Origin of the sequence: Ningiella algicola (assembly GCF_028401415.2) — a bacterium.
In the GTDB taxonomy this organism is placed as follows: Bacteria; Pseudomonadota; Gammaproteobacteria; order Enterobacterales; family Alteromonadaceae; genus Glaciecola.
In genome coordinates this window covers 4420001-4445839 of sequence record NZ_CP171821.2, presented here as the reverse complement: position 1 = coordinate 4445839, position 25839 = coordinate 4420001, and the positions used below count along the sequence as shown (strand labels likewise).

The following is a 25839-nucleotide window of genomic DNA, read 5'->3' as shown; positions in this document are numbered from 1 at the left end:
TCCTTCTATTTGTGCTTTACAAACACTCTATAGCCATAGGCTTCTAACTCTAATACAGCTGAATTGGAAAATGAATGATCTTCGCTGATATATTGGTGCTTGCTTGAGCTTAAATATCCGTCATAAGTGTCGGCATAGTAATGCTCTTTGAACTGAGTTTTCACTGAATGTCTAGAAAAGTTAAGTACGCAAAACCATTTACTGTATTCATCTTCACGAACAAAACTAAAAATCTGCTGCATATTTGAATTGGGCACTTGATGCATTCTTGCGCCATGTTCACCGTTATGCAACGCGGTGTGCTGCTTTCTCAGCGCGAGTAGCATCTTGTAAAAATCATGCATGAAATGATCTTGCCAATTGATGGGATCACGTTCAAAAAATGCCAGTCGCTTACTTTCACCCGCTTCTTGACCATTGTGAATGAGCGGCATTCCTTCCCCCAGCACGGATAGCACAATGGCAGCACAAAGCATGTCACCAAACTTTTCGACTGGCGTGCCCTCCCAGGCATTTTCATCATGATTGCTCACGAATGTCATGCGATAAGCTTCTCGTGGCCACGCGCGTTCATTCCAAGAGTAGTATTTGCGCAGTTTATCAAGCTCTAGCTCGCCCTGAGCAATACCAAACATGACTTCATTCCATGACCAGGCATAAGTCATATCAAAGCCTTGTGCATGCATATCCCTGTCTTCCCACTCAGCAAGCATAAATACATCTTTAATTTGTGATAAGGCTTGACGAGCCTGATGCCAAAAATCATTCGGGACATAGCCTGCAACATCGCAACGAAATCCATCTAAATCAAACTCTTTTACCCAGTAGCAAAGCGCATCAATCATGTATGCACGAAGCTCGCTCTGGCTATAATCTAACTCGATAATGTCGTCCCAATCCCACCACGGTGACGGTCTAAAATCTCCTTTGTAGTCTCGCGCATACCAATGGGGATGGCTTTCGACTAATGGGTTGTCCCACGCTGTGTGGTTGGGAACCCAATCTAGAATGACTTTTAGTCCAAGTGAGTGCGCATGTTTAATCAAGGACTTTAAGTCGTCAGCTGAGCCAAACTCTGGGTTAACTGAGTAATAGTCTTTTACCGCGTAAGGGCTACCCAGGGAGCCCTTACGATTCTTTTCACCAATTTCGTGTACCGGCATGAGCCAAATAATATCGCTGCCAATCGCCTTAATGCGCGCTAAGTCTTTAGTTACTCCTCCAAAGTCACCAGACGGGCTAAATTGACGCGTGTTGACTTGATAGATAGTGGCATCTTTTGACCAAGCGGGGCTCTTGATTTGTACGTAACTGCTAATGGGATAACAAGAAGAGTGTTTTGAATTCATGCGTCAGGTATTGCCTTTAATGCGCTGGTGAAGGGTTAATCATCATTTGCTACTGTGTTCTTTACCGCCATATGAATCTGCCAAATCATCTAAGACTGACAATGTGCTGTCATAATCGCCTGCGACCATATTATATTGAATGCGCACTTTGTTGGTATCGAACAACCTAGCTTTAGCATGACCCAGCGCTTTGTGTGAATTCACGTCATTCAAAAAGCGATTGGCAATCTGAGCACTATCGAAGCCGTACACAATCGACACTAACATGTTTATATGTCCCTCAATTCATAAGTCATTTGTTCGTAACACGCCTGCACTAGTAAAAGTGACGGGAATCTAGAGCCTGTTGATTATGCAAAAAGAGGTAAACCCGCCAGTCCCATAATCATTACCCATGATGCAAAAAATATCTTCAGGTTAACGGGTGAAAAAAACAACACCACATGCTTCGCAATCATACCGCCAACGACAGCACCCGCGCCTGCAAACAGCACAATTTGCCAGTAAACTGCACCTGAGACAGCTATGTGATAGCCAATGGCTGACCATACGCTAAGGGCGCTTAAAATAACAGCAAGCGCGATAGCAAAGGTAATGTTAAAACCGCGCAAAATGAGATATACCGCCACCAACTCGCCCACTCCAACCGATAGCCAAGCAGTGACAACACCACCGGCAAGCCCAATTACAGACAAAGCGAAAGCATCAATGATAAGTAATTTTTCTTTGAATTTCGTGCGCTTCATTAACGGAACTGAACCATAGATGCACAATGCTAAAACGATGGAAAATAGGCCAAAATACAAATGAAGCGAGCTTTGCACCGCATCGGTGTACTGGCCTAGTAAAAACTGCGCAATCAGAATGCCAGCAATAGAAAAGGGTAAGGCACAGGCGAGTCCTTTTGACAGCATTGACCACTGCGCATCGTTTTGATGATGCAACTTATAATGTTTATACCAAGTGATTGCTCCTGCAGTCATCCCGCAGCACTGGATCCCAAAACTAGTCGCGACAATCGTCTCATTTGACAATGCCAGCTGATTAAAAACAGGCACAAAGACGACACCACCACCGGCACCCGTCGCATTAGCAAAAATAGCGCCCAATACACCTAAAAACACAAAACTTACGTACTCGACTAATAACGCCGGCATCTCGGGCTGGACACTTAGCAATACAAGCCACGCCAGCAATAGCATGCATTTGTACTTGTGTGCATTGAAAAATTCGCTCATACGCGTTATCAGTATTCCGTTCTTGCAGTCGATGGCAATGAAAAACCATCGGATTATACATAAGGTTGAAAGCGATGGTAGTCACAGATAGCAAATCTGATGAAACAGTGATCACTTTGTCACCAAACCGTTCAGCAACATGGCAACATACCAAAATCGTCATCTGCGTTATGGTGGCGGTGGTAATGATTATTGCCATTGCCTGGAGTTTTGTCGGGGCATGGGTGGTATTGCCGTTCGCGGGCCTGGAAGTTGGACTATTTGCACTGCTCATGTACAAGGTATCCAAGTTTACTCACAGCAAACAAGTGATTTCGATATATCCTCAGAAAGTCGTCATTGAGTGGGGAAGAAAGACAGTTGAAAAGCGAGATGAATTTAATCGGCACGATTTGTACGTATATTACTACGAAGCCGATGAGGGTTGGCACTTACCGCGCATATCACTTAGCCAGGCCAAGCATAAGCTTGAGATAGGCAATTTTTTGAATCTCGAAGACCGCCAGCAGTTAAAAGCTGATCTTGAGCATGCCGGTTTAATGGTATGCCGAAACAAGTGGTGGCAGAGCTAAACGCTTATCAATAACCAGATTATCATCGAGCTGGTGCCTAAGAAAATGCTCAAATTTTGATCTACAAATTATCAGTGAGCGTTTCAATAGACAGCGACACTGCATTTTCAGTTGCGCTTCCAATGCATAAGGTAACGCAATATGAATTTATTTATAGAATCAATTGAAGGCGGCACTTATTTGGCCGGTATCGGCGATCAGCATGCTACGGAATATTTAGTGGACGAATACCGTGGTGGCAAACAGTTCCAATCCTTGTCAGACATTAAGGAGCAGCTTTCTGGCAGAGCATTCGATAGAGTCTTGCTCCGGCAAAATACGCCCTATGACGAAATGTGTGGCTCTCAGTCTCCATGCGACAAACTGGAGATTGAATTAGAGTGGCGATAGGACAATAGCTGGCATATCATATAAGTGTGATGGTGCATTAGTTGACAGTCTTATATTGGCGTTACAAGCGCCAATACACGATTGAACACTCCTATTTGGAAAAGGACAATGGCAAGATATGACATAGTAATCGTCGGCGCAGGAAGCGCCGGTTGTGTGTTAGCAAACCGACTCTCAGAACACCCCGACGTCAGCGTTTGCCTGATTGAAGCGGGACCTAAAGATAAGCATCCAGCCATCCATATTCCATTTGGTTTAGCGCTGATGAGCGAGCTCAAATCCATTAATTGGCACCTTGATACCGCAGCAGAGAAACACCTCAACAACCGCTCTTTATATTGGCCCCGTGGCAAAACTTTGGGTGGTTCAAGCTCGGTTAATGCCATGTGCTATATTCGCGGCATTCCGGAAAATTACAATGAGTGGGATGCACTTGGCGCAAATGGATGGTCTTGGGATGATGTACTGCCCTATTTTCGAAAAAGCGAAAATAACACGCGGGGGATATCAAAACTCCACGGCAGTGCAGGCCTGCAAAGTGTCAGCGACCTAAAACATATCAATCCATTAACGCGTGAATTCGTAGAATCGGCGAAGTCCCTTGGGTATGCGGAAAACCCCGATTTTAACGGCATACGTCAAGAAGGCGTGGGGATTTATCAAGTCACGCATAGAGACGGTTCGCGCTGCTCGACTGCCAAAGGTTTTCTAAGCGACGAGGTCAAATCCCGTCCAAATCTTACCGTACTAACCAATGCCGAAGTGAGCACACTTATTGTCGAAGATAAGCGTTGCTTGGGCGTGATGTTACGTATCAATGGAAAAACTGAACAAATCTTCGCAAATAAGAGAGTGTGCTTGTGCAGCGGAGCGGTTCACTCTCCGGCTCTGTTGCTTGGTTCAGGCATCGGTCCAAAAGACGAACTAGAAGAGCTTGGCATACATGTTCAGCATCATTTAGCCGGCGTAGGTAAAAATCTTCAAGACCATCTTGATGCGACTATCCTGTACAAACAAGACCGCAGAGACTCATATGGATTATCTATACGCGGAATGCTCAAAAATGCGCTCGAGCCCATCAAGTACTGGCGCAGTCGTAGCGGAATGTTGAGCTCCAATATCGCCGAGGGCGGCGCGTTTATTAAATCTTGTGCCGACAAGCGTCATGCTGATATTCAAGTTCACTTTCTACCGGCCTTACTAGTAGACCATGGCCGCACCAAACCCTGGGGTCACGGCTTCACCATTCATTTTTGCAATTTGTATCCTTATAGCCGTGGTGAAATCAAACTCAAGCGCGGTGATGACAGAAAACTCAGCTTAGATATTCGCGGTAATTACCTCAGTGACGATCGCGACATGGCCCCAATGATCGCGGGCTTCAAATGGGCGCGATCAGTTGCACAAACCAAACCACTGAGCGCAAAGAGCTGGGAATTTATCCCCGGAGACAGTGTACAGACTGACGATGAAATAGAAGCGTTTATAAGACAAAACGCCGAGACCGTTTACCACCCCGCCGGCACCTGCAAAATGGGCGCGCGTGACGACCAGATGACGGTAGTGGATGAAAATTGCTCGGTGCATGGCATTAAAAACTTATCTGTAGTGGACGCATCTGTTATGCCTCGCTTAATTGGCGGTAATACCAACGCACCAACCATCATGATTGCCGAAAAGGCGTCGGATGCAATTTTAGACGCAATGATTAGCCCTGAATCTTAAGAAGTAAGGAAATATCATTAATCAATTACCATATTTTTCAACTAAAGTTAATATCGGGAAAAAGGCTAGCTTGTTAAGCTTATTAAAATTTCATTAACAATTCGCAATATCGCGTTTGCTTAGGAAAAAACATGTCAATTAAACGCCCATTCAAACCCGCTGCACTAGCATTTGCTGTTGCTTGTGCAATGTCTATTTCTGCTTGCTCAGACAGTCCAGATGCATCTCAATCAAGTCCTTACGGGCAGGCTGTAGACAAAGCTTCGTCTGAAGCGTCTAGCTCTCTGGCATCCATATCGGATAACAAAGCCTTTTGCGCAGCTACCCTTGATTACTCCGCTTCGCACTTAGACCATTTCAGAAAGACCTATACTGATCCCACACAAATCCCTCGTTCATTTGAAAAAGAAGTGAAACTGGTGGAAACAAGAGACTGGACGAGTGGATTTGTGGCAGGCTCGTTTTGGTATTTGTATGAGCACACTAATGACCCATCATGGTTAGCGTCAGCTCAAGAATGGACGCATGCACTTGAAAGTCAGCAGTTCAATGTAAAAACCCATGATACGGGTTTTATGATATTTAACAGCTACGGAAATGGCTTGCGTCTCACCGACAATCAGGACTATATTCCAATCATCGTGCAAACCGCGCGAAGCCTAATGCAACGCTATAATCCAGTCGTTGGCGCAACGCGTTCCTGGGATTTTGGCACATGGGAATTTCCAGTTATCGTCGATAACATGATGAATTTAGAGTTATTATTTGAGGCAGCCAAGCTAGCCGATGAACAAAGTTTCGCAGACGCAGCAGTCTCTCACGCAACAGTAACCATGAACAATCATTTTAGAGATGACTACAGCTCTTTTCACGTTGTAGACTATAGTACCACCACCGGTGAAGCCATTCATAAACAAACATGGCAAGGCATTGCTGATGACTCAGACTGGGCGCGCGGTCAAGGTTGGGGACTTTATGGTTATGTAATGATGTATCGCTACACTCAAGACCAAAGCTTCTTAGACTTTGCAAAGAACATTACAGAGCACTACTTAAGTCATGAAAATATGCCGGACGATTTGGTGCCATATTTTGACTTTGACGCGCCAGATGATCCTGAAGTAATTAATTATCGTGACTCCTCTACTGCAGCCTTAGTTGCCAGCGCACTATTTGAACTAGCCACTTATGTGGAACAAGACGAGGCAAAACGTTATGAAGATGCTGCAATGAAAATGCTTCGCAGTTTGGCTGGCTCAGATTACCTCGCTCAAAAAGGTGAAAACGGACAATTCTTGCTGAAACAGGCTACAGGCAATTTTCCGGGAGGATACGAGCTAGCGGGCGCCTTGAACTACGCAGATTACTATTATTTGGAAGCACTTACGCGTTGTAAAAAAATGATGTAAAGCGCTTTTTTGCTATGCGAAAAAGCCGCATCACTGCGGCTTTTTTCGTTTTTACATTTTGGATCTGTTGATAAACAAACTTATTTTGTCAGCAGCACTTCTAACTCTGAACTTACCGTATCAACCGCCTTAGTACCATCTAATTTAAAATACTGACAATCTCCATTTTTTGCCGCCGCTTCATAGTAATCAACAAGCGGTTTCGTTTGTTCATGATAAACACCAAGGCGACTGCGGACTGTGTCTTCTTTATCGTCATCACGAATAATTAAGTCATCTCCGCTCACATCATCTTTACCCTCTATTTTCGGGGGGTTGTAATCTACATGATAAACTCGACCAGATGCGGGATGCACTCTGCGGCCACCCATTCTATCCACGATAACGTCATCTGGTACATCAAACTCAATGCAATAATCGATAGCTATATTGGCCTCTTTCATAGCGTCTGCTTGAGGAATTGTGCGTGGAAAACCGTCTAGCAAAAAGCCTTTAGTGCAGTCATCTTGAGCGATGCGCTCTTTTACTAAACCAATAATAATATCATCGGATACTAACTGACCTGCATCCATGACTTTTTTCGCGGCTAGTCCCATTTCAGTTCCAGCTTTAATGGCACTGCGCAACATGTCGCCAGTGGAAATTTGAGGGATCCCAAATTTATTCATTAAAAACTGTGCTTGCGTGCCTTTTCCTGCACCCGGTGCGCCTAGAAGAATAATACGCATTGCGCGTCCTCCGATAATTTATGAGTAATATCAAAACTCTACAGGGTAGATATGCGCTTCACAAGCTAAAAACTGAGAAATTGGTCAGACTTTAGCATCATGTCTACACCAGCTTTCAATAGAGTAAAAAAAAGCCAAACATATCAGATGTTTGGCTTTTGATATTTTGTCATGCGGTAAAAGGCAACTTGCATCACACACCACATTTTTAACTTATATTAGTTGCTTATTTAACCAACGTAGACAACAGGCTGTTTAAGTTATTTACAAACGACGCGGGCTCTTTTAAAGAACCTTGCTCACTAAGTTTAGCTTGGTCAAACAAAACCTCAGCCCACTGCGTGAATAAGGACTCATCTTGAACGTCAGCTACTAGTTTTACAAGTTGATGTTCTGGATTTAGCTCGAAGTTATACGTTGGCTCTGGTACCTCCTGTCCAGCCGCTTGCATCAGCTTAGCCATTTGCGTAGTCATGCCATTTTCACTGGCTACTATGCAAGCAGGAGAGTCGGTGAGGCGGTTAGTAAACTTCACCTCTTCTACTTTGTCACCCAAGGCGGTTTTCACTCGCTCAAGCACGCCCTCTACTGCTTTTTCTGCTTTTTCTTGAGCTTGTTTAGCTTCCTCATCGTCCAGCTCGCTTAAGTCAACGTTAGCGCTTGCAACCGACTGGAAAGACTTCTCTTCAAACTCAGTTAAGTGCGACATTAACCACTCGTCAATACGCTCACCCATTATCAACACTTCTATTCCTTTTTTGCGGAATATTTCTAAATGAGGACTAGTGCGCGCTGCTTGGTATGAATCGGCCGTAACATAGTAAATTTTATCTTGACCTTCTTTCATTCTCGAAATGTAATCAGCAAGAGATACCGTCTGCTCGTTACTTTCATCATGCGTAGTAGCAAATCGAAGTAAACTAGCAATTTTATCTTTGTTAGCAAAATCTTCAGCGGGTCCTTCTTTAAGCACATTACCAAATTCAGTGTAGAACTTCTGATAGGTTTCAGCGTCGTTTTTCGCCATTTTCTCTAGCATGCCGAGCACACGCTTGGTGCAACCTTGGCGAATCGACTGCGTAATTTTATTATCTTGCAATATTTCGCGAGACACATTCAATGGCAAGTCGTTTGAATCAAGTAAGCCTTTCACAAAACGCAAATAAGTCGGCATAAACTGTTCTGCGTCATCCATAATAAATACGCGTTGAACGTACAGTTTCAAACCGTTTTTTTGCTCGCGATTCCACAAATCGAAAGGCGCTTTTGATGGAATATATAGCAAAGATGTATATTCGGTTTTGCCTTCTACTTTGTTGTGTGACCACGTTAAGGGATCGGAATAGTCATGAGAAACATGCTTATAAAACTCATTGTATTCGTCATCAGAAATATCAGACTTATCTCGCGTCCACAGTGCAGTTGCTTTATTGATTGATTCCCACTGACCAGGTTCGGCAGGGATTTTCTCTCCGTCAGGGCCATCTCGTTCAGGCACTTCATCTTTCCAAAGCTGCACAGGAATGCTGATATGGTCTGAGTATTTAGTGATAATCGAACGCAGGCGCCAGCCGTCTAAAAACTCTTTTTCATCTTCTTTAAGATGTAAAATAATTTCAGTTCCACGGTCTTCTTTTTCAATATCACCGACTGCAAAATCACCCTCGCCTTCGCTAACCCATTGTACACCTTCGCTAGAAGCTGCGCCTGCGGCGCGCGTATTGACTGTGACTTTATCAGCAACGATAAATGCAGAATAGAAACCAACACCGAATTGCCCGATAAGCTGAGAGTCTTTTGCTTGATCACCCGATAAATTGGCGAAGAAGTCTTTGGTTCCCGACTTAGCAATCGTACCTAGATTGGCAATGACATCTTCTTTGCTCATACCAATGCCATTATCTTTGATGCTCAAAGTGCCTGCGTCTTTGTCGACACTGACTTTAACGTGCAAATCGCCATCACCTTCAAATAGGCTATTGTCTGAAAGTGCTTTAAATCTAAGTTTATCCGCCGCATCTGCAGCGTTAGACACAAGCTCACGTAAAAATATTTCTTTGTTTGAGTACAACGAGTGGATCATCAATTGAAGCAGTTGTTTTACTTCCGTTTGAAATCCATGCTTTTCGTGTTGGACAGTCTCAGCCATTGCCAAGGTTCTCCTCTAATGTGTTCAATAGGTTTTAATATCAACGAGTACAATGTGTGGACGCGATACATATTTTCAAGCATAAAAATACACTTGATGATAATAATTTTGGGATGATTGCAAGCTGCTGAGCTAATTTCTGGTCGATACGGTTAAATGACGTGAAAGCTCAGAACTTTCTGCGCCCGCTAAACGCATGAATTAGTGTATTTCCGTCAATGTACTCTAACTCGCCGCCGACTGGGACACCGTGAGCTATCCGCGTAGCCTGAATGTGATGCTTTTGACAAATTTGGCCAATATAATGCGCTGTCGCTTCACCTTCAACAGTAGGATTAGTGGCTAAAATAACTTCCTCTACTGACTCTTCAGCCAGTCTTTTTTGGAAGATATCCAAACCAATTTCAGCGGGCCCGATACCGTCAATGGGAGATAAATGTCCCATAAGCACAAAATATAAGCCTTTGTACTGAGCGGTTTGTTCTATTGCCAGGATATCTTGAGGCGATTCAACTACACAAATTTGAGCTGTGTCGGCCCGGGAGGGATTTGAACATATGCCGCAGATAGATGTTTCAGTGAAGGTGCGGCATTGCTCGCAATTTTTGACGTGTTGCATAGCATCATGTAAAGCTTCACTTAGCTTCATCGCCCCATCGCGGTTTCTCTCTAGCAAGTTAAAGGCCATTCGCTGAGCACTTTTCGCGCCAACACCAGGCAAACACTTTAATGCGCCGATAAGCTCGCTTATAAGGGGGCTAAATGACATGTGATGCTAGAGTTGCCAGTTGTCGTGCGTAACGTTGTTGTGCATAACGTTGTTGTGCATAAAACAAAATAGCGCACATTAAAATGGCATCTTAAAGCCAGCGGGCAGATTCATGCCACCTGTGACCGAAGACATTTTCTCTTGCGAGGCTTCCTGTACGCGGCGAACCGCATCATTTATCGCAGCGGCAACCAAGTCTTCTAACATGTCTTTGTCATCGTCTAACAATGACGGATCGACCTCCACTCGGCGTACATTGTGATTGCAAGTCATAGCAACTTTTACCATGCCAGCGCCAGACTCACCCGTCACTTCTAATTGTGCTAACTCGTCTTGAGCCTGCTTCATTTTCTCTTGCATTTGCTGGGCTTGTTTCATCATATTGCCCATGCCACCTTTAAACATAATTACCTCGTATTCTGTCTTGTTACCATGCGATGTTTCGTTGGCTCGTCTTTAAATATAATGCGCTTATCGTGATTCGACCGACCCGGGAATTACCTTACCATCAAAAGCCTCAACCAATTCTTGTACGGCTGAATCCGTTTCAATGATCTCATTTGCATATGCTAAGCGCATTGCATCAATTTGTTGCTGAATTTCGTATGGCGTATTTTCAACCGGTTTCTCAGGCGGCGCCATTTTTACAGTAACAGCAATATCTTTACCGTATTGCTTCTTGAGCGCTTGAGTAATTGAAACAACACTGCTTTGCTCATTAAGGTGGTGATGGTCTTGATTAATTTCAAGCACCATCGCACTGCTGTTTATGCCTTGTGATCGCCCATGTATGAGTAACTGTCGCGCAAGACCGCGCACATCTAATGAATCAACAAAGCGACTCCACTTATCAATTTGGCTAGCTTTGACTAACTTTTCACCATTATCCAGATATGCTTTGATTTCACCTATGCTGCCGACACCGTCTTTTGATTCAACTTTCGCCACGTCAGTTTCAGCCGTGTTTTCAAGGTTTTGTTCAAAGGCAGGATCAGATTCAAGCGCGCCTGATAAGCCTTGTTGGCTATCGTCAACACTTTCATTATTCAGGGCGTCAGCTAGGGGAATGTCTACTGAGGATTCGTCTACTGACGATTCAGACTTTTTTACGCCAGTTATTCCATCTGAGTCGGTCGGTTGTGCTGAACCAGACGTGTCTGGCTGCTGCTGGCTGTCATCAATAATTTGCTTTTCGTAAGACGCGAGGTCATCTTCCATCGCGAACAGATCTTGTAGATGTGCTACCGAATCAGTGTCATCCTGAGACTGAGAACTTGCCTCTGACTCTGGCTGTGTGCCTAGCTGCTGTTCAAGCTCTGCATGAGGAGCAGGACTCGAATCATCATCGAAAAACGGAGGCTGCTCTGGTTCAAGGTTACTTTGATTTTGCTCAAAATTTGAAACGTCCATCGTTTGCACCGCCGCTTCTTCAGCATCGTCACCTGTGTCCTTAAGGGCAGTTTCATTCGCGTCTAGCGCTTGTCGCTTATCTTCTTGTTGAGGCAGTTCATTATTAGGGGAGTCAATGGGCTTAGCCGACGCTTTAGCTTGTTCGAACTTGTCATTCTGTTTATTTTCATCAGATTCGGCGGACAAAGGTTGTGGCGCATCTTCGTTTTTTTTGAGCGCTTCAACATCAAGCGCGATATTTTGAGCCGGTGTAAATACAAGCATTCGCATAATCGTCATTTGCAAACCAGTCAGTGCATCCGGCGCATAAGGCAGGTCGCGCTTGCCATTAAGTGCAATTTGATACAATAGCTGCACGTGCTCAGGATTTACCGCTTTTGCTAGCATATAAACGGGCTTTGCCGAGTTCGTATCAAGCTTACACACATCTGGCACTATTTGAGTCAATGCCACTTGATGAATTAAAGCCAATAATTGGGACAGTACTTGAGCATAGTCTGGTGCATCTGCGCAAATTTCTTCAAGCTGTTTCATCGCGCTTTCACCATCGCGCTCAAAGACATACTTCGCCAATTTAATCACTTGGTTTTTGTCGAGCAAGCCCAGCATTGAAACAACGGTATTCACCGTGACCTGATTGTTTCCTTGGGCAATAGCTTGATCGGTAAGACTCAGCGCATCTCGCATACTGCCAGCGGCAGCGCGCGCTATGTGTATAAGTGCTTCAGGCTCATGTGCCAAAGATTCTTCACTGAGTATATAAGAAAGCTGTCCTTGAATTTGCTCTCGACTGAGCGCCTTTAAACTGAACTGCAAACATCGAGATAAAATGGTCACCGGCAGCTTTTGAGGATCGGTCGTGGCAAGCAAAAATTTAACATGCGGAGGTGGCTCTTCTAAGGTTTTTAGCAGCGCATTAAAACTGTGCTTCGACAGCATATGCACTTCGTCAATTAAGTAAACCTTAAAACGCCCTCGCGTTGGCTTGTACTGAACGTTATCTAGTAAATCTCGGGTGTCTTCAACTTTTGTTCGCGAGGCGGCGTCAATTTCAAGTAAATCGACGAATCTGCCTTCACTAATATCCAAACAGGTATCGCACTTACCACAGGGCGTTGCGCTTTGACCTTGCTCACAGTTTAGCGATTTTGAAAAGATACGCGCAATCGTCGTTTTTCCAACCCCGCGCGTGCCGGTAAACAAGTAGGCATGATGAAGCTTATTGTTCTCAAGTGCATTCGTAATAGCGTCAACCACATGCTGCTGTCCAACTAATTCAGCAAAGGTTTGTGGACGCCATTTACGCGCTAATACTTGATAGCTCATGCTCAGTCGCCTTCAAACTCGCATATACAATAAGGCTTGATACCAGCAGCCTCGAGTCGTTTGTGACCGCCAATGTCGGGCAATGAAATGACAAAACCGGCGTGATCCGCATTACCGCCTAAGCGACGAATAAGATTAGCCGTTGCCACCATCGTGCCGCCTGTTGCTAGCAAATCATCAATCATTAATACATTGTCACCTGCGCTGATGGCATCTTTATGAATTTCGAGCTCATCAGTGCCATACTCAAGCTCATACGATTCGGATATCGTCTCTCGCGGCAACTTTTTGGGTTTTCTCACAGGAACAAACCCAATGCCAAGCGCTAAGGCAAGTGGCGCACCAAATAAAAAACCCCTGGCTTCTGTGCCTACAATTTTGTCAAAGAGCTGTCCATTATAATTTTGCTTTAGCATATCAATACACGCTTGAAACGCATCGTGCTTAGCTAGCACGCTGGTTACATCTCTAAACAAAATTCCAGGCTTTGGATAGTCCGAAATGGTTGTTACAGCTGATTTAATGATCTCTTGTGTCACAGTGAATCCTTGTGAGTATTCATAAAAAGGCAATTACGGCCTGTGTGCATACTTGACAAACATAGCCGCTAGTTGCTGAAAAAGAAAACGTACCATCCTGCCAAGATATGCATGAGGGGGAATATTGCTAATGCGCCAACAATACCGAAAAAGTACCACCAATTAAATACTTCTTTAAATTCTTTATCTTCTGACATTATTTGCCCTCGAGTACACCAAAAAAAGAGCGCGGGATTTTACTTGATTTGTGCTTTAAATAATAGCGATTAATGTCTGATAAAGCACGAAAAGCTTCGCATTAAAAACAGACGGACGAGCACATTTCCATTAAAGGGATGTAGAAGAACTGTAATCAATTACAAATGGTAAGTAGGTGTATCCGCAATGTTTACGATCTCTATCAACAAAAAACCGTGTGGTATCATCTGGTGCAAGTACAAATGAAGCATTAAACAGACTAAATGAAATCGCGTCTGTGCCGCCGCAATATTGCCGAGTTACATCACGCCAAACGCCCTGTTCTAATTTAGAGAGCACTTTGCGTTCACTGACTATCTCAAATCCTTGCTGTTCGCCGCTTTCATTTAATTCAAGCATACCCAGTTTGGGAATCGGCGCTTGGTTTTTCGCCTCACGCTCTAATGAGTTGATGGGTATCGTTGCGCGCATTCCGTCCACTAGAAAGTGAGCAAAACCTGCCATCTGACGTTGTGAGAGTGCCGGACTGTTAACGATTTGCTGAACGTGATTGTCGCCATCTACCAAAAATACGCCGTTTTTACCCAACACTTCCAAATGAATAGTCGTATTGTCGTTGGCATAAAGTAAGGCAGTCGTCTCATCAACGCCCGCTGCAAGGGCACTTTTGCTGGTCAGCGCCAACGCAATCATTCGCCCCTCTCGGTCACGTTCAGAAAAATGCGTATCCAAAAACCCTACGTGAAATAATCCAGAGCCCCCTCTTGGCATGTAGGTTAAATCGTCAGCGTTCAGACCATTATCACACGCATCTGAGCTACATCGCTGACTTGGTGCTAGCGCTGGAAACGGACCTCGTTTAACTGCGCTCGCGCTTGTGCCGTTGGTGATCATTGGAATCGGTCTGTTAGCAAAAACGTTTCCAGCCTGAACCGCCGTTCCGGCGCTTGTGCCGCCAACAATCATGTTATTGTTTTGAACCTGCTGCTGCACTAGCTTCCAGAAAGTTAAGGGCAAACTCCTATTGTTTAACAAACTGTTTAGGGTTTTGCTCTGATCACCTCCATTGAAAAACATTCCTTGGCTGCGTTCAATAAGCTTAAGTAAGATTTCGCTTTGCTTGCATACCTTTTCTTGAAATTGCGTTCGTTGAGGGTAAATACGCTCTCGATCATAAAGATGAAAGCGCGCTCGTATCGAGGGTAAATTCTCACAGGTATCTGGCTGTAAATCTTTGTTTGAAAGCGCATAGGCAAGGGCTTGATCGACTGGAAACCATGTCGCTTCGATGCCTAGCGATTCAAATGCACTCTCATAAAAATCTGCAACTTCAAACGCATCTCTTGACGATGACGTGGCCACTAAAATGTGTGGATTTTGACCTAAACGCGTTGCTTTTAAACGCACTTGCTCAGCGAAGCGCTGATAAATTCTTGCCGAAAAGTGATTTGTGTTTTGATTCACATCGGCCAGTTCACGAAGTCGATTGCCTTGTGAGTCTAATTGCTGATGCTCCAAATGATCCAACAATGCAAAGTATGCAGGATCAGGAAGCGCCTTTACCGCGTCTAGAATATTCATATGGTCAAAGTAATCAAATAATTCAGAACGAGTCAGGGCCGCTTTGCTCAGGCTAGTTTGTAAGCCATTTCTTAATACCGAAGAAACATGATTAAGCTCGGCTGAGCCCTCGTCTATCCATTGCTTTTCAACTAATACCTCTAAAGCCTCTATGCGCTTATCGCTAATCTCATAAAGCATTTGCTGGCGAAGCGGCGACGTCGAGTCACTGTTTAAACGAGAATGAGTGCAATTATGCTGCGACAGACTTGAACAAGTGTTTAGTGCCCCGCCTGCCAGCAAAAGCTGATACTCTTTTTGTTGTGCGGCTTGAGCGTGCCCCGCCAACCACAAATACAGTGGTAACATTAAGATATTAATATACTTTTTTCGTTGGGCGTTCACATTTTTAACAGCGTGTTTATACCTGAGAATTTCACACATCATAATGTTTTTTAACCATATTACGGCGACAGAAGAGTTGAACAAATACGCTAACAAAGGCAAAGTTTTGCGCACTGAATTTGACTTTCTTTTACACTAATGGGTATTCTTATAGGAAGTCAATCGACAAATTTCGCTCGATTTTCTGCTTTGCGTGCAAAGCTTTTGTTTTCAGAGTCACTGTTTAACAAGGGCATTTGGCGCTAATAAGAGGAACGTTGCGTTGTGCTTTGTTATCAGTATCGCACTGATAGCATAAAGCAAACGTCAATCGAAAAACATGATCAAAAAAGCAGCCAACTTAAGCATGTATCGCTATCAAAATTACTATTTGTCAGAATGGTTTGACGAGTAGGCCAATTTCTATTTGCTAATCATTCCTGTCGCTCAGGAACATCTGCGCTGTACTCAATACAATTCATAAATTTATAAAAATTTTGCAGGCGCATTTTTCAATCAGCTCATATTTCAAATGGAAGAACATCTTATGAAACTGCATTCAATCGCGCTTGCGCTTTCCGTCGCAGGTCTAAGCTTATACCCGCATGCGTCAGTGCTTGCTCAAACTCAAAACGACAGCCAAATCAACGAAGTCAATCAGGCTACCGAAGAAGCTAGCGAAATCGAAGTGATTAGTGTCACTGGCTCAAACATTCGCGGCGTCGATTTAGAAGGTTCTCAACCTCTCACCGTCATCAGCGCCGAAGATATTCAACGTTCTGGTTTTAATACGCTGACGGAATTGATGCGCACCGTCAACCAAACCCGTGGTGGAACGAGCTCTTTTACCACCGCACAAAGCGGCGCAACCTCTACTAGTACTCCACCAGGGCAGGCAACGGCAGCCTTGCGCGGAATGGGCCCCTCATCAACACTTACACTAGTCAATGGCAGGCGCATCGCCGCTAGCTCATTTGCATCAGGTACCGAAAACTTTGTGGACATCAACAGCATTCCACTATCTGCCATTGAACGCATTGAAATATTGGCAACGGGTGCGTCCGCTATCTACGGCGCCGATGCAGTAGCTGGCGTAATTAACTATATTCTCAAAGACGATTTTGAAGGTTTTGAACTAAGCGCGCAGTATGGCCAATCGGACATATCCGCTAACGAAGATGAGATTAGCCTGCAAGCCTTTTACGGAATGAAATTGGGTGATGGCAACTTATCAGTGTTCGCTGATTACTTTAATCGACAGGAAATTGAAGCCACGAATCGTGAAATTACCGCCACGCCTGTTCTTCAAAGCAGCTACTCTTATCTACCAAAAAACACGCCTAATATTTACTTTGGTTCAACCCGTTCTGGTGACGAAATTGGTAATCCTGCGTGCTCTAGCCCATTAGTGACAACTGAATTCGGAGAAACCATCTGCGCATATTACAATAACGAAGATGATTGGCTCGAAACGCCGCTTGAGAGTGTATCCGCCGGTTTTATCTACAATACGGCTTTTGGTGACATTGATTTTTCAACTGACTTTTTATTTTCAAGCAGCTCATCCACATCCGTCTCGCGTCCCTCCCCCATTAATAGGGTTGACGATCGAGAGGGGCCTTTTGTTGATGAGTCAATCCTAGACACACTGCCCGCAAATTTTGCAACAATAGACGACCTTTTCATAGACCCTTTTGACACGCCTGCAGGTCGTGAACTATTCGGCTTCATGTTCGATGCACGCTTCTCTGACCCTCGCACAGTTGAAATCGATACTCAAGCCATGCGCTTGGTATCTCAACTGAGTGGCTCATTCGACGATTGGGACTGGCGAAGCGGTATCACGCTTTCTCGCTCAGAATCTGAGCAAGTGGCAACGGCCGGTATTTATAATCGCTATCAATATCATGCTGGTTTGGCAGGTGAGCTATGCGCCAATGGTGATATTGCAAGTTATGACCGTAGCAGCGACACACTTAATTGCGCGGGCTCCACCTTGCTCGGTATTTATAATCCTTTCGATAATCGCTCGCCCGACAATCTTGCCATTTTGGCGGCTTCTCAAGCGTTTCCGACAAGAGATGGCACTAGCGAATTATACGGTTGGGATGCAACGATAAATGGTGAGCTATTTGAATTTAATGGCCGCATGGTTTCAGCCGCATTTGGCGCAGAAATTCGGCGAGAAGAAATTTCTGATGTGCCCTCTGAAAATTCTAGGGCACGCGCTGAAAACGACTATTTAGTCGATGTTTTCGGCTTCGGTTCAAGCTTTTCAGAAGCCTCAAGAACCCAATGGGGCGCATTTGCAGAGTTTCAGATCCCCCTCGCTGATTATTTAGATGTAAATATGGCAGGTCGATTTGACGATTACAACGATTTTGGCAGTAGCTTTAATCCGAAAGTGAGCTTTAGTTTGCGCCCTGCGGAAAACCTAATCGTGCGAGGCTCATGGTCAACGGCCTTTAGGGCGCCTTCACTGACTCAGGCAGGTGTGCAATTAAGGACCACTCGCGCCAGCTTTGATTGTGGCGCTAATCAGCAGGTGGCCGATTTATATTGTGAAGGCGACAACATTATACGCGGCAACAATGTGCTGGAGCTTGGTAATCCAAATCTGCAGCCAGAGGAGTCGGAGTCGTATAGTTTGGGTATCGCATATAGTCCTACTGAAAATACCGATATCACGATTGATTATTGGGCCTTTGAACATGAAGATCTAGTCGATACCAATATGACTGGCGTGCTTGCCGCCGCAATCACAGATGCTAGCTTACGCCATTGCGGCGTGTTGCAAGAGGGCGAAATCGGCATAAGCTACGACCCCTTCTTGTGCGACTATACTGATACTAATGGCAGAACCATTGAAGAAGATGGCGCAAATCTATCTGAAATTCTTGATGAATGGATCTTCTTTGAAAACCCTAGATTCGAAGAACTTCCGCTGTTTCGCGATCATGTACTTCTGCTCGATAATACGGGAACACAAGAGCTAAGCGGAATAGACATTTCCTTCTTCCAGCGCTTCGAGTTCAGCTCATATGATTTAGAGTTATCCTTTGACGGAACTCGTTATATCAGCTTTGAGCGAAATATTCCCGGATCAGACCAAATAGAGCAGTTGGCAGGTAGCTTTCAATATCCCAAGACCGTTGCCAATGCAGAAGTTTTCGTCGTTACCGACGATTGGTTTGCCGGTTTTACGCTATTTATCACGGGCGAATATGAAGATGATACGATCCGACTTCGCTCTCGAGAACTTGAAGAGCTTCAAGCTCTTGGTGAGATAGACGATGAGGATCGCAGAACTATTGAGTCGTTTACCACACTCGATTTTAGTGCGGGTTATTATTTTGACAACCTTGACATCCGGCTTCGAATTGAAAATCTATTGGATAAAGATGCGCCAGTCGCGTATGGAACGTCCAGAGGCTATGATAGTTTTAATCACGATCCATTTGGAAGACGTTATACGCTCTCTGCTACCTATCGCTTCTAGCGATAGGTGTCGATTGCTCTAAAACAGGCGCAATAAATCACGATGTCACAAGCACAACGCTCATTAAAGTCGCAAGCCACTCAACTATCTTCTCGGATGCCTGATGCTTTCGTGATCTTATTTTTTGTGATTGTGTGCGCAAGTGCCCTAACTTACATTTTACCGCAAGGAAAATTTGAGACCCATCTTGTCGAAAAAATGATCGACGGTAAGCTCGAGCAGCGCACCCTGATTAAAAGCGATAGCTTTGAGTTTGTGGAGGCAAGTGAAGGCATCAGCCTATTTGCAACTGGCGATGCCATGGGCGCTATGAACTATGCCTTTGAAGGCTTAGTCTCAGGCAATAAGTACGGCTCTGCTGTAGGCGTGGTTGCCTTCATTTTAGTAGTTGGCGGTGCTTTTGGCATTATCATGCAGACAGGTGCTATCAATAATGGCATCTTGGCACTCATTGATAGAACCCAAAAGGCGCAAGGCCTCATCATTCCATTGCTTTTTATCTTGTTTTCACTGGGTGGGGCAATCTTTGGGATGGGTGAAGAAGCTATCGCATTTTGTATCATTCTAGTTCCGCTGATGATTGCGCTTGGGTATGATGCCGTTACTGGCGTGCTTGTGACTTATGTAGCAACCCAAATTGGCTTCGCAACTAGTTGGATGAATCCGTTTTCCGTCGCTATTGCCCAAGGTATCGCCGACGTGCCTTTGCTTTCGGGTCAAGAGTTTAGGATGGCAATATGGCTAGTGTTTACCGCTGTGGGTTTGGCATTTACCTTATGGCACGCCAAACGCGTGAAACGCCGACCTGAGCTTTCACCTTCAATCAAAAGCAATGCTTTTTTTAAACAGCAGCAAACTCAGATTGTTTCCAGCTTCAATAGAATAGACAGTGCGATTCTTATTACCTTTTTTATCGGTATTGCTTGGGTCATATGGGGAGTCGTCGAACACGCTTACTATATTCCAGAAATCGCAACGCAGTTTTTTTGTATCGGCGTGCTATGCGGTGTAATCGCGCTTGTCGGTCAACGCATGCGCGCGAACGATATTTCCGATGCCTTTCAACAAGGCGCCAAAGATTTACTGCCCGCTGCCCTAATCGTTGGCATGGCTAAAGGCATTGTTCTTGTGCTTGGAGGAGATGACGTCACTCAGGCATCGGTGCTCAACACTATTTTATTTTACGCAAGCAGTGCAATTGATGATACAGGCGCTTACTTAAATGCTTCTGCAATGCTCATATTCCAAGCCTCATTCAACTTTTTTGTGGCTTCAGGCTCTGGTCAAGCAGCTATCACCATGCCGCTAATGGCGCCGTTGTCGGATCTAGTTGGCTTAAGTCGACAGATTGCCGTATTGGCATTTCAACTTGGAGATGGCCTCAGCAACATCATTATCCCAACGTCAGCCTCGCTGATTGGTTGCCTGGGGGTGGCGAGAATTGATTGGAGTGTCTGGTTTAAGTTTGTGTGGAAGTTCTTTTTCACTTTGATTGGCTTGGCCTTAGCCACAATGTGCTTAGCGGTTGCAATAAGCTTTAGTTAACCTCAGCTCGGGATAAGCCGTAGCTTCTCTGTCCTAAAGGATAAGCTGAAGCTGTATCGCTGCTGTATCGGTCTGAAGTCCAAAATGGCCCAAAGCTAGCGTAAAACTGGATGTTTCTCCTAATATTTGTGAACTGTGGACGCCACTGGTGCGACACGACCCGCCAGCGCAGACAACTTGGTCGAAGTTACTTTTGATACTGTATACGCGAGAGGCAATTGAAACATTTGATATGCTTCGCAAAAATGGACTATTAATTGAGAGGCCATTTCTACCGCAAGTACTGCTTGGAACGTTAAATGGATACCAGCCACAGCTTCTCAAACCCCTGACGGCGCCAGCTATTCCAACAAAGCTATCGACACTAGCCGACGCATTCAGTTTGGCGATTTGTTGAATGGCAAGCGTCACTCCCATTGAGTGCCCGACTACGTCAATTTTTCCGGTACATGATAACGCGATAGCATTTGAAATTGCTTGCCGAACAGGGCTTTCTTCGGAGCCACTGTGATTGTTGCACGCAACACATGTTTTACTGCCCCAGCTAGGCCGGACAATCTCATTTTCTTCATATCCACTGGCACGAAGCAAATTGTATGTATTATTCCAGCTACTTGGATAAGCACCATTGCCGTGAACCAATACTACAGCGTCTTTGCAGGCCATTGAGAAGTAAGAGACAAGGATAAGAAGTGAAAGCAAAACAAATCGACTGAGTAAATACATTGGCATGTTCACGTGTAAATATTTTGTAAAACAATAGTCACAAATTTTTTACTTATGAATAGTACTTTAGTGCTGTCCTAATAAACCTTATGAAAGAGGCATATGAACACCGCTTAGGTCTGAGTTTCAACGAACATAAAAAAAGCCCCAGCATCACGCCAGGGCTTTCTTTAATTGGGAGTCTGGCGATGTGCTACTCTCACATGTAGCTGGGGCGGTCACCGCAAACCCCACACTATCTCCTGCGCACTCACGTGATGCCAGTTACTGGGCGCCCGGTAACCGGCAGGGCATAATACGTTTCACTTCTGATGTAAAAAAAAGCCCCAGCATCACGCCAGGGCTTTCTTTAATTCGGAGTCTGGCGATGTGCTACTCTCACATGAGGAAACCCCACACTACCATCGCCGCTAATACGTTTCACTTCTGAGTTCGAAATGGCTAGCCCTGTTACAGGTCAGGTGGTACCGTATCGCTATTGTCGCCAGACATAAACTGTCGGTATATCCGCTTGTGCAGATACACCTAAATATGTGTCTTTAACATCTGAAAAAACTGCTAATTATCATCATTAACGCAAGAGGCTACTCTATCGACGATTAACAATCGTCCTCACACACTACCCGCTTCAGCCTCAGCCTACTTAGGTGTTGTATGGTTAAGCCTTACGGGCAATTAGTACAGGTTAGCTTAACGCCTTACAACGCTTCCACACCCTGCCTATCAACGTCGTCGTCTTCAACAACCCTTCAAAGCGATTAAATCGCTAGGGATGACTCATCTTTGGGCCGGCTTCCCGCTTAGATGCTTTCAGCGGTTATCCGTTCCGAACGTAGCTACTGGGCAATGCAATTGGCATCACAACCCAAACACCAGCGGTTCGTCCACTCCGGTCCTCTCGTACTAGGAGCAGCTCCCATCAATCATCCAACGCCCACACCAGATAGGGACCGAACTGTCTCACGACGTTCTAAACCCAGCTCGCGTACCACTTTAAATGGCGAACAGCCATACCCTTGGGACCGACTTCAGCCCCAGGATGTGATGAGCCGACATCGAGGTGCCAAACACCGCCGTCGATATGAACTCTTGGGCGGTATCAGCCTGTTATCCCCGGAGTACCTTTTATCCGTTGAGCGATGGCCCTTCCATTCAGAACCACCGGATCACTATGACCTACTTTCGTACCTGCTCGACGTGTCTGTCTCGCAGTTAAGCTGGCTTATGCCATTGCACTAACCTCCTGATGTCCGACCAGGATTAGCCAACCTTCGTGCTCCTCCGTTACACTTTGGGAGGAGACCGCCCCAGTCAAACTACCCACCAGACACTGTCCGCATCCCCGATTAGGGGACAACGTTAGAACATCAAACATACAAGGGTGGTATTTCAAGGGCAGCTCCACATCATCTAGCGACAATGTTTCATAGCCTCCCACCTATCCTACACATGTAGGGTCAATGTTCAGTGCCAAGCTGTAGTAAAGGTTCACGGGGTCTTTCCGTCTAGGTGCGGGTACACTGCATCTTCACAGCAAGTTCAATTTCACTGAGTCTCGGGTGGAGACAGCGTGGCCATGGTTACACCATTCGTGCAGGTCGGAACTTACCCGACAAGGAATTTCGCTACCTTAGGACCGTTATAGTTACGGCCGCCGTTTACCGGGGCTTCGATCAAGAGCTTCGCTTACGCTAACCCCATCAATTAACCTTCCGGCACCGGGCAGGTGTCACACCGTATACGTCATCTTTCGATTTAGCACAGTGCTGTGTTTTTAATAAACAGTCCCAGCCACCTGGTCACTGCGACCCTCAAGCGCTCATGGAGCAAGTCCAATCACACCCAAGGGCGTACCTTCTCCCGAAGTTACGGTACTATTTTGCCGAGTTCCTTCACCCGAGTTCTCTCAAGCGCCTTAGTATTCTCTACCTGACCACCTGTGTCGGTTTGGGGTACGGTTCGTATAATCATAAGTTTAGAAGCTTTTCCTGGAAGCCGGGTATTTGCTACTTCAACTCCGTAGAGTCTCGTCTCGTGTCTCAGGCTCATCTCTTAAATGGTCGGTCCGGATTTACCTAAACCAACACCCTACGCACTTTCACTTGGACTACCAACGCCAAGCTAGCATAACCTTCTCCGTCCCTCCTTCACTGATTATACAAGTACGGGAATATTAACCCGTTTCCCATCGACTACGCCTTTCGGCCTCGCCTTAGGGGCCGACTTACCCTGCCCTGATTAGCATGGGACAGGAAACCTTGGTCTTCCGGCGTGGGGGTTTTTCACCCCCATTATCGTTACTCATGTCAGCATTCGCACTTGTGATATGTCCAGCAGACCTCTCAATCCACCTTCATCCACTTACACAACGCTCCCCTACCCAAAGTCATAAGACTTTGCCGCAGCTTCGGTATATTGCTTAGCCCCGTTACATCTTCCGCGCAGGCCGACTCGACTAGTGAGCTATTACGCTTTCTTTAAAGGGTGGCTGCTTCTAAGCCAACCTCCTAGCTGTCTTAGCCTTCCCACATCGTTTCCCACTTAGCAATATTTGGGGACCTTAGCTGGCGGTCTGGGTTGTTTCCCTCTCCACGACGGACGTTAGCACCCGCCGTGTGTCTCCCGGATAGCACTCATCGGTATTCGGAGTTTGCAAAGGGTTGGTAAGTCGGGATGACCCCCTAGCCTTAACAGTGCTCTACCCCCAATGGTGTTCGTCCGAGGCTCTACCTAAATAGATTTCGGGGAGAACCAGCTATCTCCCGGTTTGATTGGCCTTTCACCCCCAGCCACAAGTCATCTCCTGATTTTTCAACATCAGTGAGTTCGGTCCTCCAGTTGATGTTACTCAACCTTCAACCTGCCCATGGCTAGATCACCGGGTTTCGGGTCTATACCTTGCAACTAGACGCGCAGTTAACACTCGCTTTCGCTACGGCTCCCCTAATCGGTTAACCTCGCTACAAAATATAAGTCGCTGACCCATTATACAAAAGGTACGCAGTCACCCCTCCTTAAGTAGTCTCCCGCTTGTCCTGCCGTCGAATCTTGCGAGTTACTTTTGCTTCCGTTTCTCATGTACTTAAACGTACACTGCGAGACGGGTCAAAACTAACTCACAACCTTCTTAGCCAGTCCTGCGCTACTTCAGTTATAGACATCAAAGATTTTTCTTCGATGCCCTCACTTAAGGCAATCTCATTTTATAAGACCACTTAAGTGAGGGGCTCCCACTGCTTGTACGTATACGGTTTCAGGTTCTATTTCACTCCCCTCACAGGGGTTCTTTTCGCCTTTCCCTCACGGTACTACTTCACTATCGGTCAGTTAGGAGTATTTAGCCTTGGAGGATGGTCCCCCCATCTTCAGTCAAGATAACACGTGTCCCGACCTACTTAATATGACCAATATGAGCCTTCGTGTACGGGGCTATCACCCTGTATCGCCATGCTTCCCAACATGTTCCACTAACTCATATCAATTCGGCTGCTCCCCGTTCGCTCGCCGCTACTAGGAGAATCTCGGTTGATTTCTTTTCCTAAGGGTACTTAGATGTTTCAGTTCCCCTCGTTTGCCTCTACACCCTATGTATTCAGATGCAGATAGTCCCTAAGGACTGGGTTTCCCCATTCGGACATCTGTGGCTCAAATGCATTTTGTCAGCTCACCACAGCTTTTCGCAGACTTACACGTCCTTCATCGCCTCTAACTGCCAAGGCATCCACCGTATACGCTTTGTCACTTAACCATACAACCCTAAATAGACTTTTTACCACACACATTTGCTGACGCAAATGGGCGCTGCGCTGGGCGTAACCGGAGGGAAACCCTCCTGACCCATCACATGCTCGCTAAAGGATTCAGATGCGCATGTTTTCACATCTACTCCCGTTGCTTGCAGGTAGGTTCGCTTACTTTAGCAAGGTGCCTTTTGAATTCACCTTGCGTTGAGCTATATGCATGACGTTTGCTAATCAACATGTGCCTAAGCACACGCTTTATTTGTCAGATAGAGTAGCTCTCTTGAAAGAACGTCTTTCGAATTGCTTCGAATCTGTTCTATCAGTTACTCTTTCGTTAAATATTGATTACTAATTATCAGCTTTTCCAAATTGTTAAAGAGCATTAAGTGTCACCACTTAATTTAAGGCTTAAAAAAACCCTAATGAATATTCTCATCCGAGCCCATTCATTAAGGCTTTATTGTCCCTTTCACTTCTTACCACATCACATGCCAACATAATGGTAGGCTTGGGCAGACTTGAACTGCCGACCTCACCCTTATCAGGGGTGCGCTCTAACCAGCTGAGCTACAAGCCTATG

The 25839-nt window shown here is 45.4% G+C and carries 18 protein-coding genes, 1 tRNA gene and 2 rRNA genes; 6 read left to right on the top strand and 15 right to left on the bottom strand.

Translation table 11 applies throughout. The features are described from left to right. Positions 1-5 precede the first annotated feature (5 nt). The 3 genes from PN836_RS19390 to PN836_RS19380 form a co-directional block, all read right to left on the bottom strand. Positions 6-1349: an alpha-amylase family glycosyl hydrolase gene (locus PN836_RS19390; RefSeq protein WP_395341554.1), complete on the bottom strand. Its 1344-nt coding sequence runs from the start codon at positions 1347-1349 to the stop codon at positions 6-8. Between the two features lie 42 nt (positions 1350-1391). Further along, positions 1392-1616 carry a hypothetical protein gene (locus PN836_RS19385; protein WP_395341551.1) on the bottom strand — a complete coding sequence of 75 codons (225 nt, stop codon included), beginning with the start codon at positions 1614-1616 and terminating at the stop codon, positions 1392-1394. A gap of 83 nt (positions 1617-1699) precedes the next feature. Next, positions 1700-2587, bottom strand: coding sequence for a sulfite exporter TauE/SafE family protein (locus tag PN836_RS19380; protein ID WP_395341548.1), 888 nt, complete (start codon positions 2585-2587; stop codon positions 1700-1702). Positions 2588-2661: 74 nt separating this feature from the next. Between PN836_RS19380 and PN836_RS19375 the strand changes: the two genes are divergently transcribed. The 4 genes from PN836_RS19375 to PN836_RS19360 all read left to right on the top strand — a co-directional run bounded on the left by PN836_RS19375 (position 2662) and on the right by PN836_RS19360 (position 6683). Then, positions 2662-3159 (top strand): DUF2244 domain-containing protein, encoded by a 498-nt coding sequence (locus tag PN836_RS19375; RefSeq protein ID WP_395341546.1) that lies wholly within the window; start codon positions 2662-2664, stop codon positions 3157-3159. Positions 3160-3300: 141 nt separating this feature from the next. After that, a complete protein-coding gene (locus tag PN836_RS19370) occupies positions 3301-3549 on the top strand; it encodes a DUF6482 family protein (protein ID WP_395341544.1) in 249 nt (82 codons plus the stop codon). A 108-nt stretch (positions 3550-3657) separates the two neighbouring features. Further along, complete coding sequence (locus PN836_RS19365; protein WP_395341542.1) at positions 3658-5274, top strand: GMC family oxidoreductase; 1617 nt, start codon at positions 3658-3660, stop codon at positions 5272-5274. Between the two features lie 131 nt (positions 5275-5405). After that, positions 5406-6683 (top strand): glycoside hydrolase family 88 protein, encoded by a 1278-nt coding sequence (locus tag PN836_RS19360; protein WP_395341539.1) that lies wholly within the window; start codon positions 5406-5408, stop codon positions 6681-6683. A gap of 80 nt (positions 6684-6763) precedes the next feature. Here PN836_RS19360 and adk read toward each other — a convergent pair whose 3' ends face one another. From adk to PN836_RS19320, 8 genes are all read right to left on the bottom strand, one after another. Beyond that, the gene (gene adk / locus PN836_RS19355) at positions 6764-7411 is read right to left on the bottom strand and encodes an adenylate kinase (RefSeq protein ID WP_395341536.1); all 648 of its coding nucleotides are present in this window, start codon (positions 7409-7411) and stop codon (positions 6764-6766) included. A gap of 226 nt (positions 7412-7637) precedes the next feature. Next, positions 7638-9560 (bottom strand): molecular chaperone HtpG, encoded by a 1923-nt coding sequence (gene htpG, locus PN836_RS19350; RefSeq protein WP_395341534.1) that lies wholly within the window; start codon positions 9558-9560, stop codon positions 7638-7640. Positions 9561-9729: 169 nt separating this feature from the next. Further along, positions 9730-10329: a recombination mediator RecR gene (recR, locus tag PN836_RS19345; RefSeq protein WP_395341532.1), complete on the bottom strand. Its 600-nt coding sequence runs from the start codon at positions 10327-10329 to the stop codon at positions 9730-9732. A 78-nt stretch (positions 10330-10407) separates the two neighbouring features. After that, positions 10408-10734, bottom strand: a complete 327-nt coding sequence (locus PN836_RS19340; protein ID WP_395341530.1) for a YbaB/EbfC family nucleoid-associated protein — start codon at positions 10732-10734, stop codon at positions 10408-10410. A gap of 66 nt (positions 10735-10800) precedes the next feature. Beyond that, positions 10801-13065 carry a DNA polymerase III subunit gamma/tau gene (gene dnaX / locus PN836_RS19335; RefSeq protein ID WP_395341528.1) on the bottom strand — a complete coding sequence of 755 codons (2265 nt, stop codon included), beginning with the start codon at positions 13063-13065 and terminating at the stop codon, positions 10801-10803. Between the two features lie 2 nt (positions 13066-13067). After that, positions 13068-13604, bottom strand: a complete 537-nt coding sequence (gene apt, locus PN836_RS19330) for an adenine phosphoribosyltransferase (protein WP_395341525.1) — start codon at positions 13602-13604, stop codon at positions 13068-13070. 68 nt (positions 13605-13672) lie between these two features. Continuing rightward, on the bottom strand, positions 13673-13801 hold the full coding sequence (locus PN836_RS19325; protein ID WP_395341523.1) for a hypothetical protein: 129 nt from the start codon (positions 13799-13801) through the stop codon (positions 13673-13675). A 130-nt stretch (positions 13802-13931) separates the two neighbouring features. Beyond that, complete coding sequence (locus PN836_RS19320; protein ID WP_395341521.1) at positions 13932-15731, bottom strand: cyanophycinase; 1800 nt, start codon at positions 15729-15731, stop codon at positions 13932-13934. A gap of 562 nt (positions 15732-16293) precedes the next feature. On the opposite strand from PN836_RS19320, the gene PN836_RS19315 reads away from it, so the two are divergent. Together PN836_RS19315 and yfcC are read left to right on the top strand one after the other, a co-directional pair. Next, positions 16294-19245: a TonB-dependent receptor domain-containing protein gene (locus PN836_RS19315; protein WP_395341519.1), complete on the top strand. Its 2952-nt coding sequence runs from the start codon at positions 16294-16296 to the stop codon at positions 19243-19245. Positions 19246-19287: 42 nt separating this feature from the next. After that, entirely contained in the window at positions 19288-20790 is a 1503-nt protein-coding gene (gene yfcC / locus PN836_RS19310; RefSeq protein ID WP_395341517.1) for a putative basic amino acid antiporter YfcC, read from the top strand. 33 nt (positions 20791-20823) lie between these two features. Here yfcC and PN836_RS19305 read toward each other — a convergent pair whose 3' ends face one another. The 4 genes from PN836_RS19305 to PN836_RS19290 all read right to left on the bottom strand — a co-directional run bounded on the left by PN836_RS19305 (position 20824) and on the right by PN836_RS19290 (position 25836). Beyond that, positions 20824-21516 carry an alpha/beta fold hydrolase gene (locus PN836_RS19305; protein WP_395341515.1) on the bottom strand — a complete coding sequence of 231 codons (693 nt, stop codon included), beginning with the start codon at positions 21514-21516 and terminating at the stop codon, positions 20824-20826. Positions 21517-21875: 359 nt separating this feature from the next. Then, positions 21876-22005 (bottom strand): 5S ribosomal RNA (rrf, locus tag PN836_RS19300). A 165-nt stretch (positions 22006-22170) separates the two neighbouring features. After that, positions 22171-25264, bottom strand: a 23S ribosomal RNA gene (locus PN836_RS19295). A 495-nt stretch (positions 25265-25759) separates the two neighbouring features. Beyond that, a tRNA-Ile gene (locus PN836_RS19290) sits at positions 25760-25836 on the bottom strand. Positions 25837-25839: the final 3 nt, after the last annotated feature.

Coding starts and splice junctions, on each gene's coding strand:
- PN836_RS19390 (WP_395341554.1), bottom strand. CDS start 1,349: ATGAATTCAAAACACTCTTCTTGTTATCCCATTAGCAGTTACGTACAA.
- adk (WP_395341536.1), bottom strand. CDS start 7,411: ATGCGTATTATTCTTCTAGGCGCACCGGGTGCAGGAAAAGGCACGCAA.
- recR (WP_395341532.1), bottom strand. CDS start 10,329: ATGTCATTTAGCCCCCTTATAAGCGAGCTTATCGGCGCATTAAAGTGT.
- PN836_RS19365 (WP_395341542.1), top strand. CDS start 3,658: ATGGCAAGATATGACATAGTAATCGTCGGCGCAGGAAGCGCCGGTTGT.
- PN836_RS19380 (WP_395341548.1), bottom strand. CDS start 2,587: ATGAGCGAATTTTTCAATGCACACAAGTACAAATGCATGCTATTGCTG.
- PN836_RS19375 (WP_395341546.1), top strand. CDS start 2,662: ATGGTAGTCACAGATAGCAAATCTGATGAAACAGTGATCACTTTGTCA.
- PN836_RS19385 (WP_395341551.1), bottom strand. CDS start 1,616: ATGTTAGTGTCGATTGTGTACGGCTTCGATAGTGCTCAGATTGCCAAT.
- PN836_RS19370 (WP_395341544.1), top strand. CDS start 3,301: ATGAATTTATTTATAGAATCAATTGAAGGCGGCACTTATTTGGCCGGT.
- PN836_RS19305 (WP_395341515.1), bottom strand. CDS start 21,516: ATGTATTTACTCAGTCGATTTGTTTTGCTTTCACTTCTTATCCTTGTC.
- htpG (WP_395341534.1), bottom strand. CDS start 9,560: ATGGCTGAGACTGTCCAACACGAAAAGCATGGATTTCAAACGGAAGTA.
- PN836_RS19315 (WP_395341519.1), top strand. CDS start 16,294: ATGAAACTGCATTCAATCGCGCTTGCGCTTTCCGTCGCAGGTCTAAGC.
- yfcC (WP_395341517.1), top strand. CDS start 19,288: ATGTCACAAGCACAACGCTCATTAAAGTCGCAAGCCACTCAACTATCT.
- PN836_RS19325 (WP_395341523.1), bottom strand. CDS start 13,801: ATGTCAGAAGATAAAGAATTTAAAGAAGTATTTAATTGGTGGTACTTT.
- PN836_RS19320 (WP_395341521.1), bottom strand. CDS start 15,731: ATGTTACCACTGTATTTGTGGTTGGCGGGGCACGCTCAAGCCGCACAA.
- dnaX (WP_395341528.1), bottom strand. CDS start 13,065: ATGAGCTATCAAGTATTAGCGCGTAAATGGCGTCCACAAACCTTTGCT.
- PN836_RS19340 (WP_395341530.1), bottom strand. CDS start 10,734: ATGTTTAAAGGTGGCATGGGCAATATGATGAAACAAGCCCAGCAAATG.
- PN836_RS19360 (WP_395341539.1), top strand. CDS start 5,406: ATGTCAATTAAACGCCCATTCAAACCCGCTGCACTAGCATTTGCTGTT.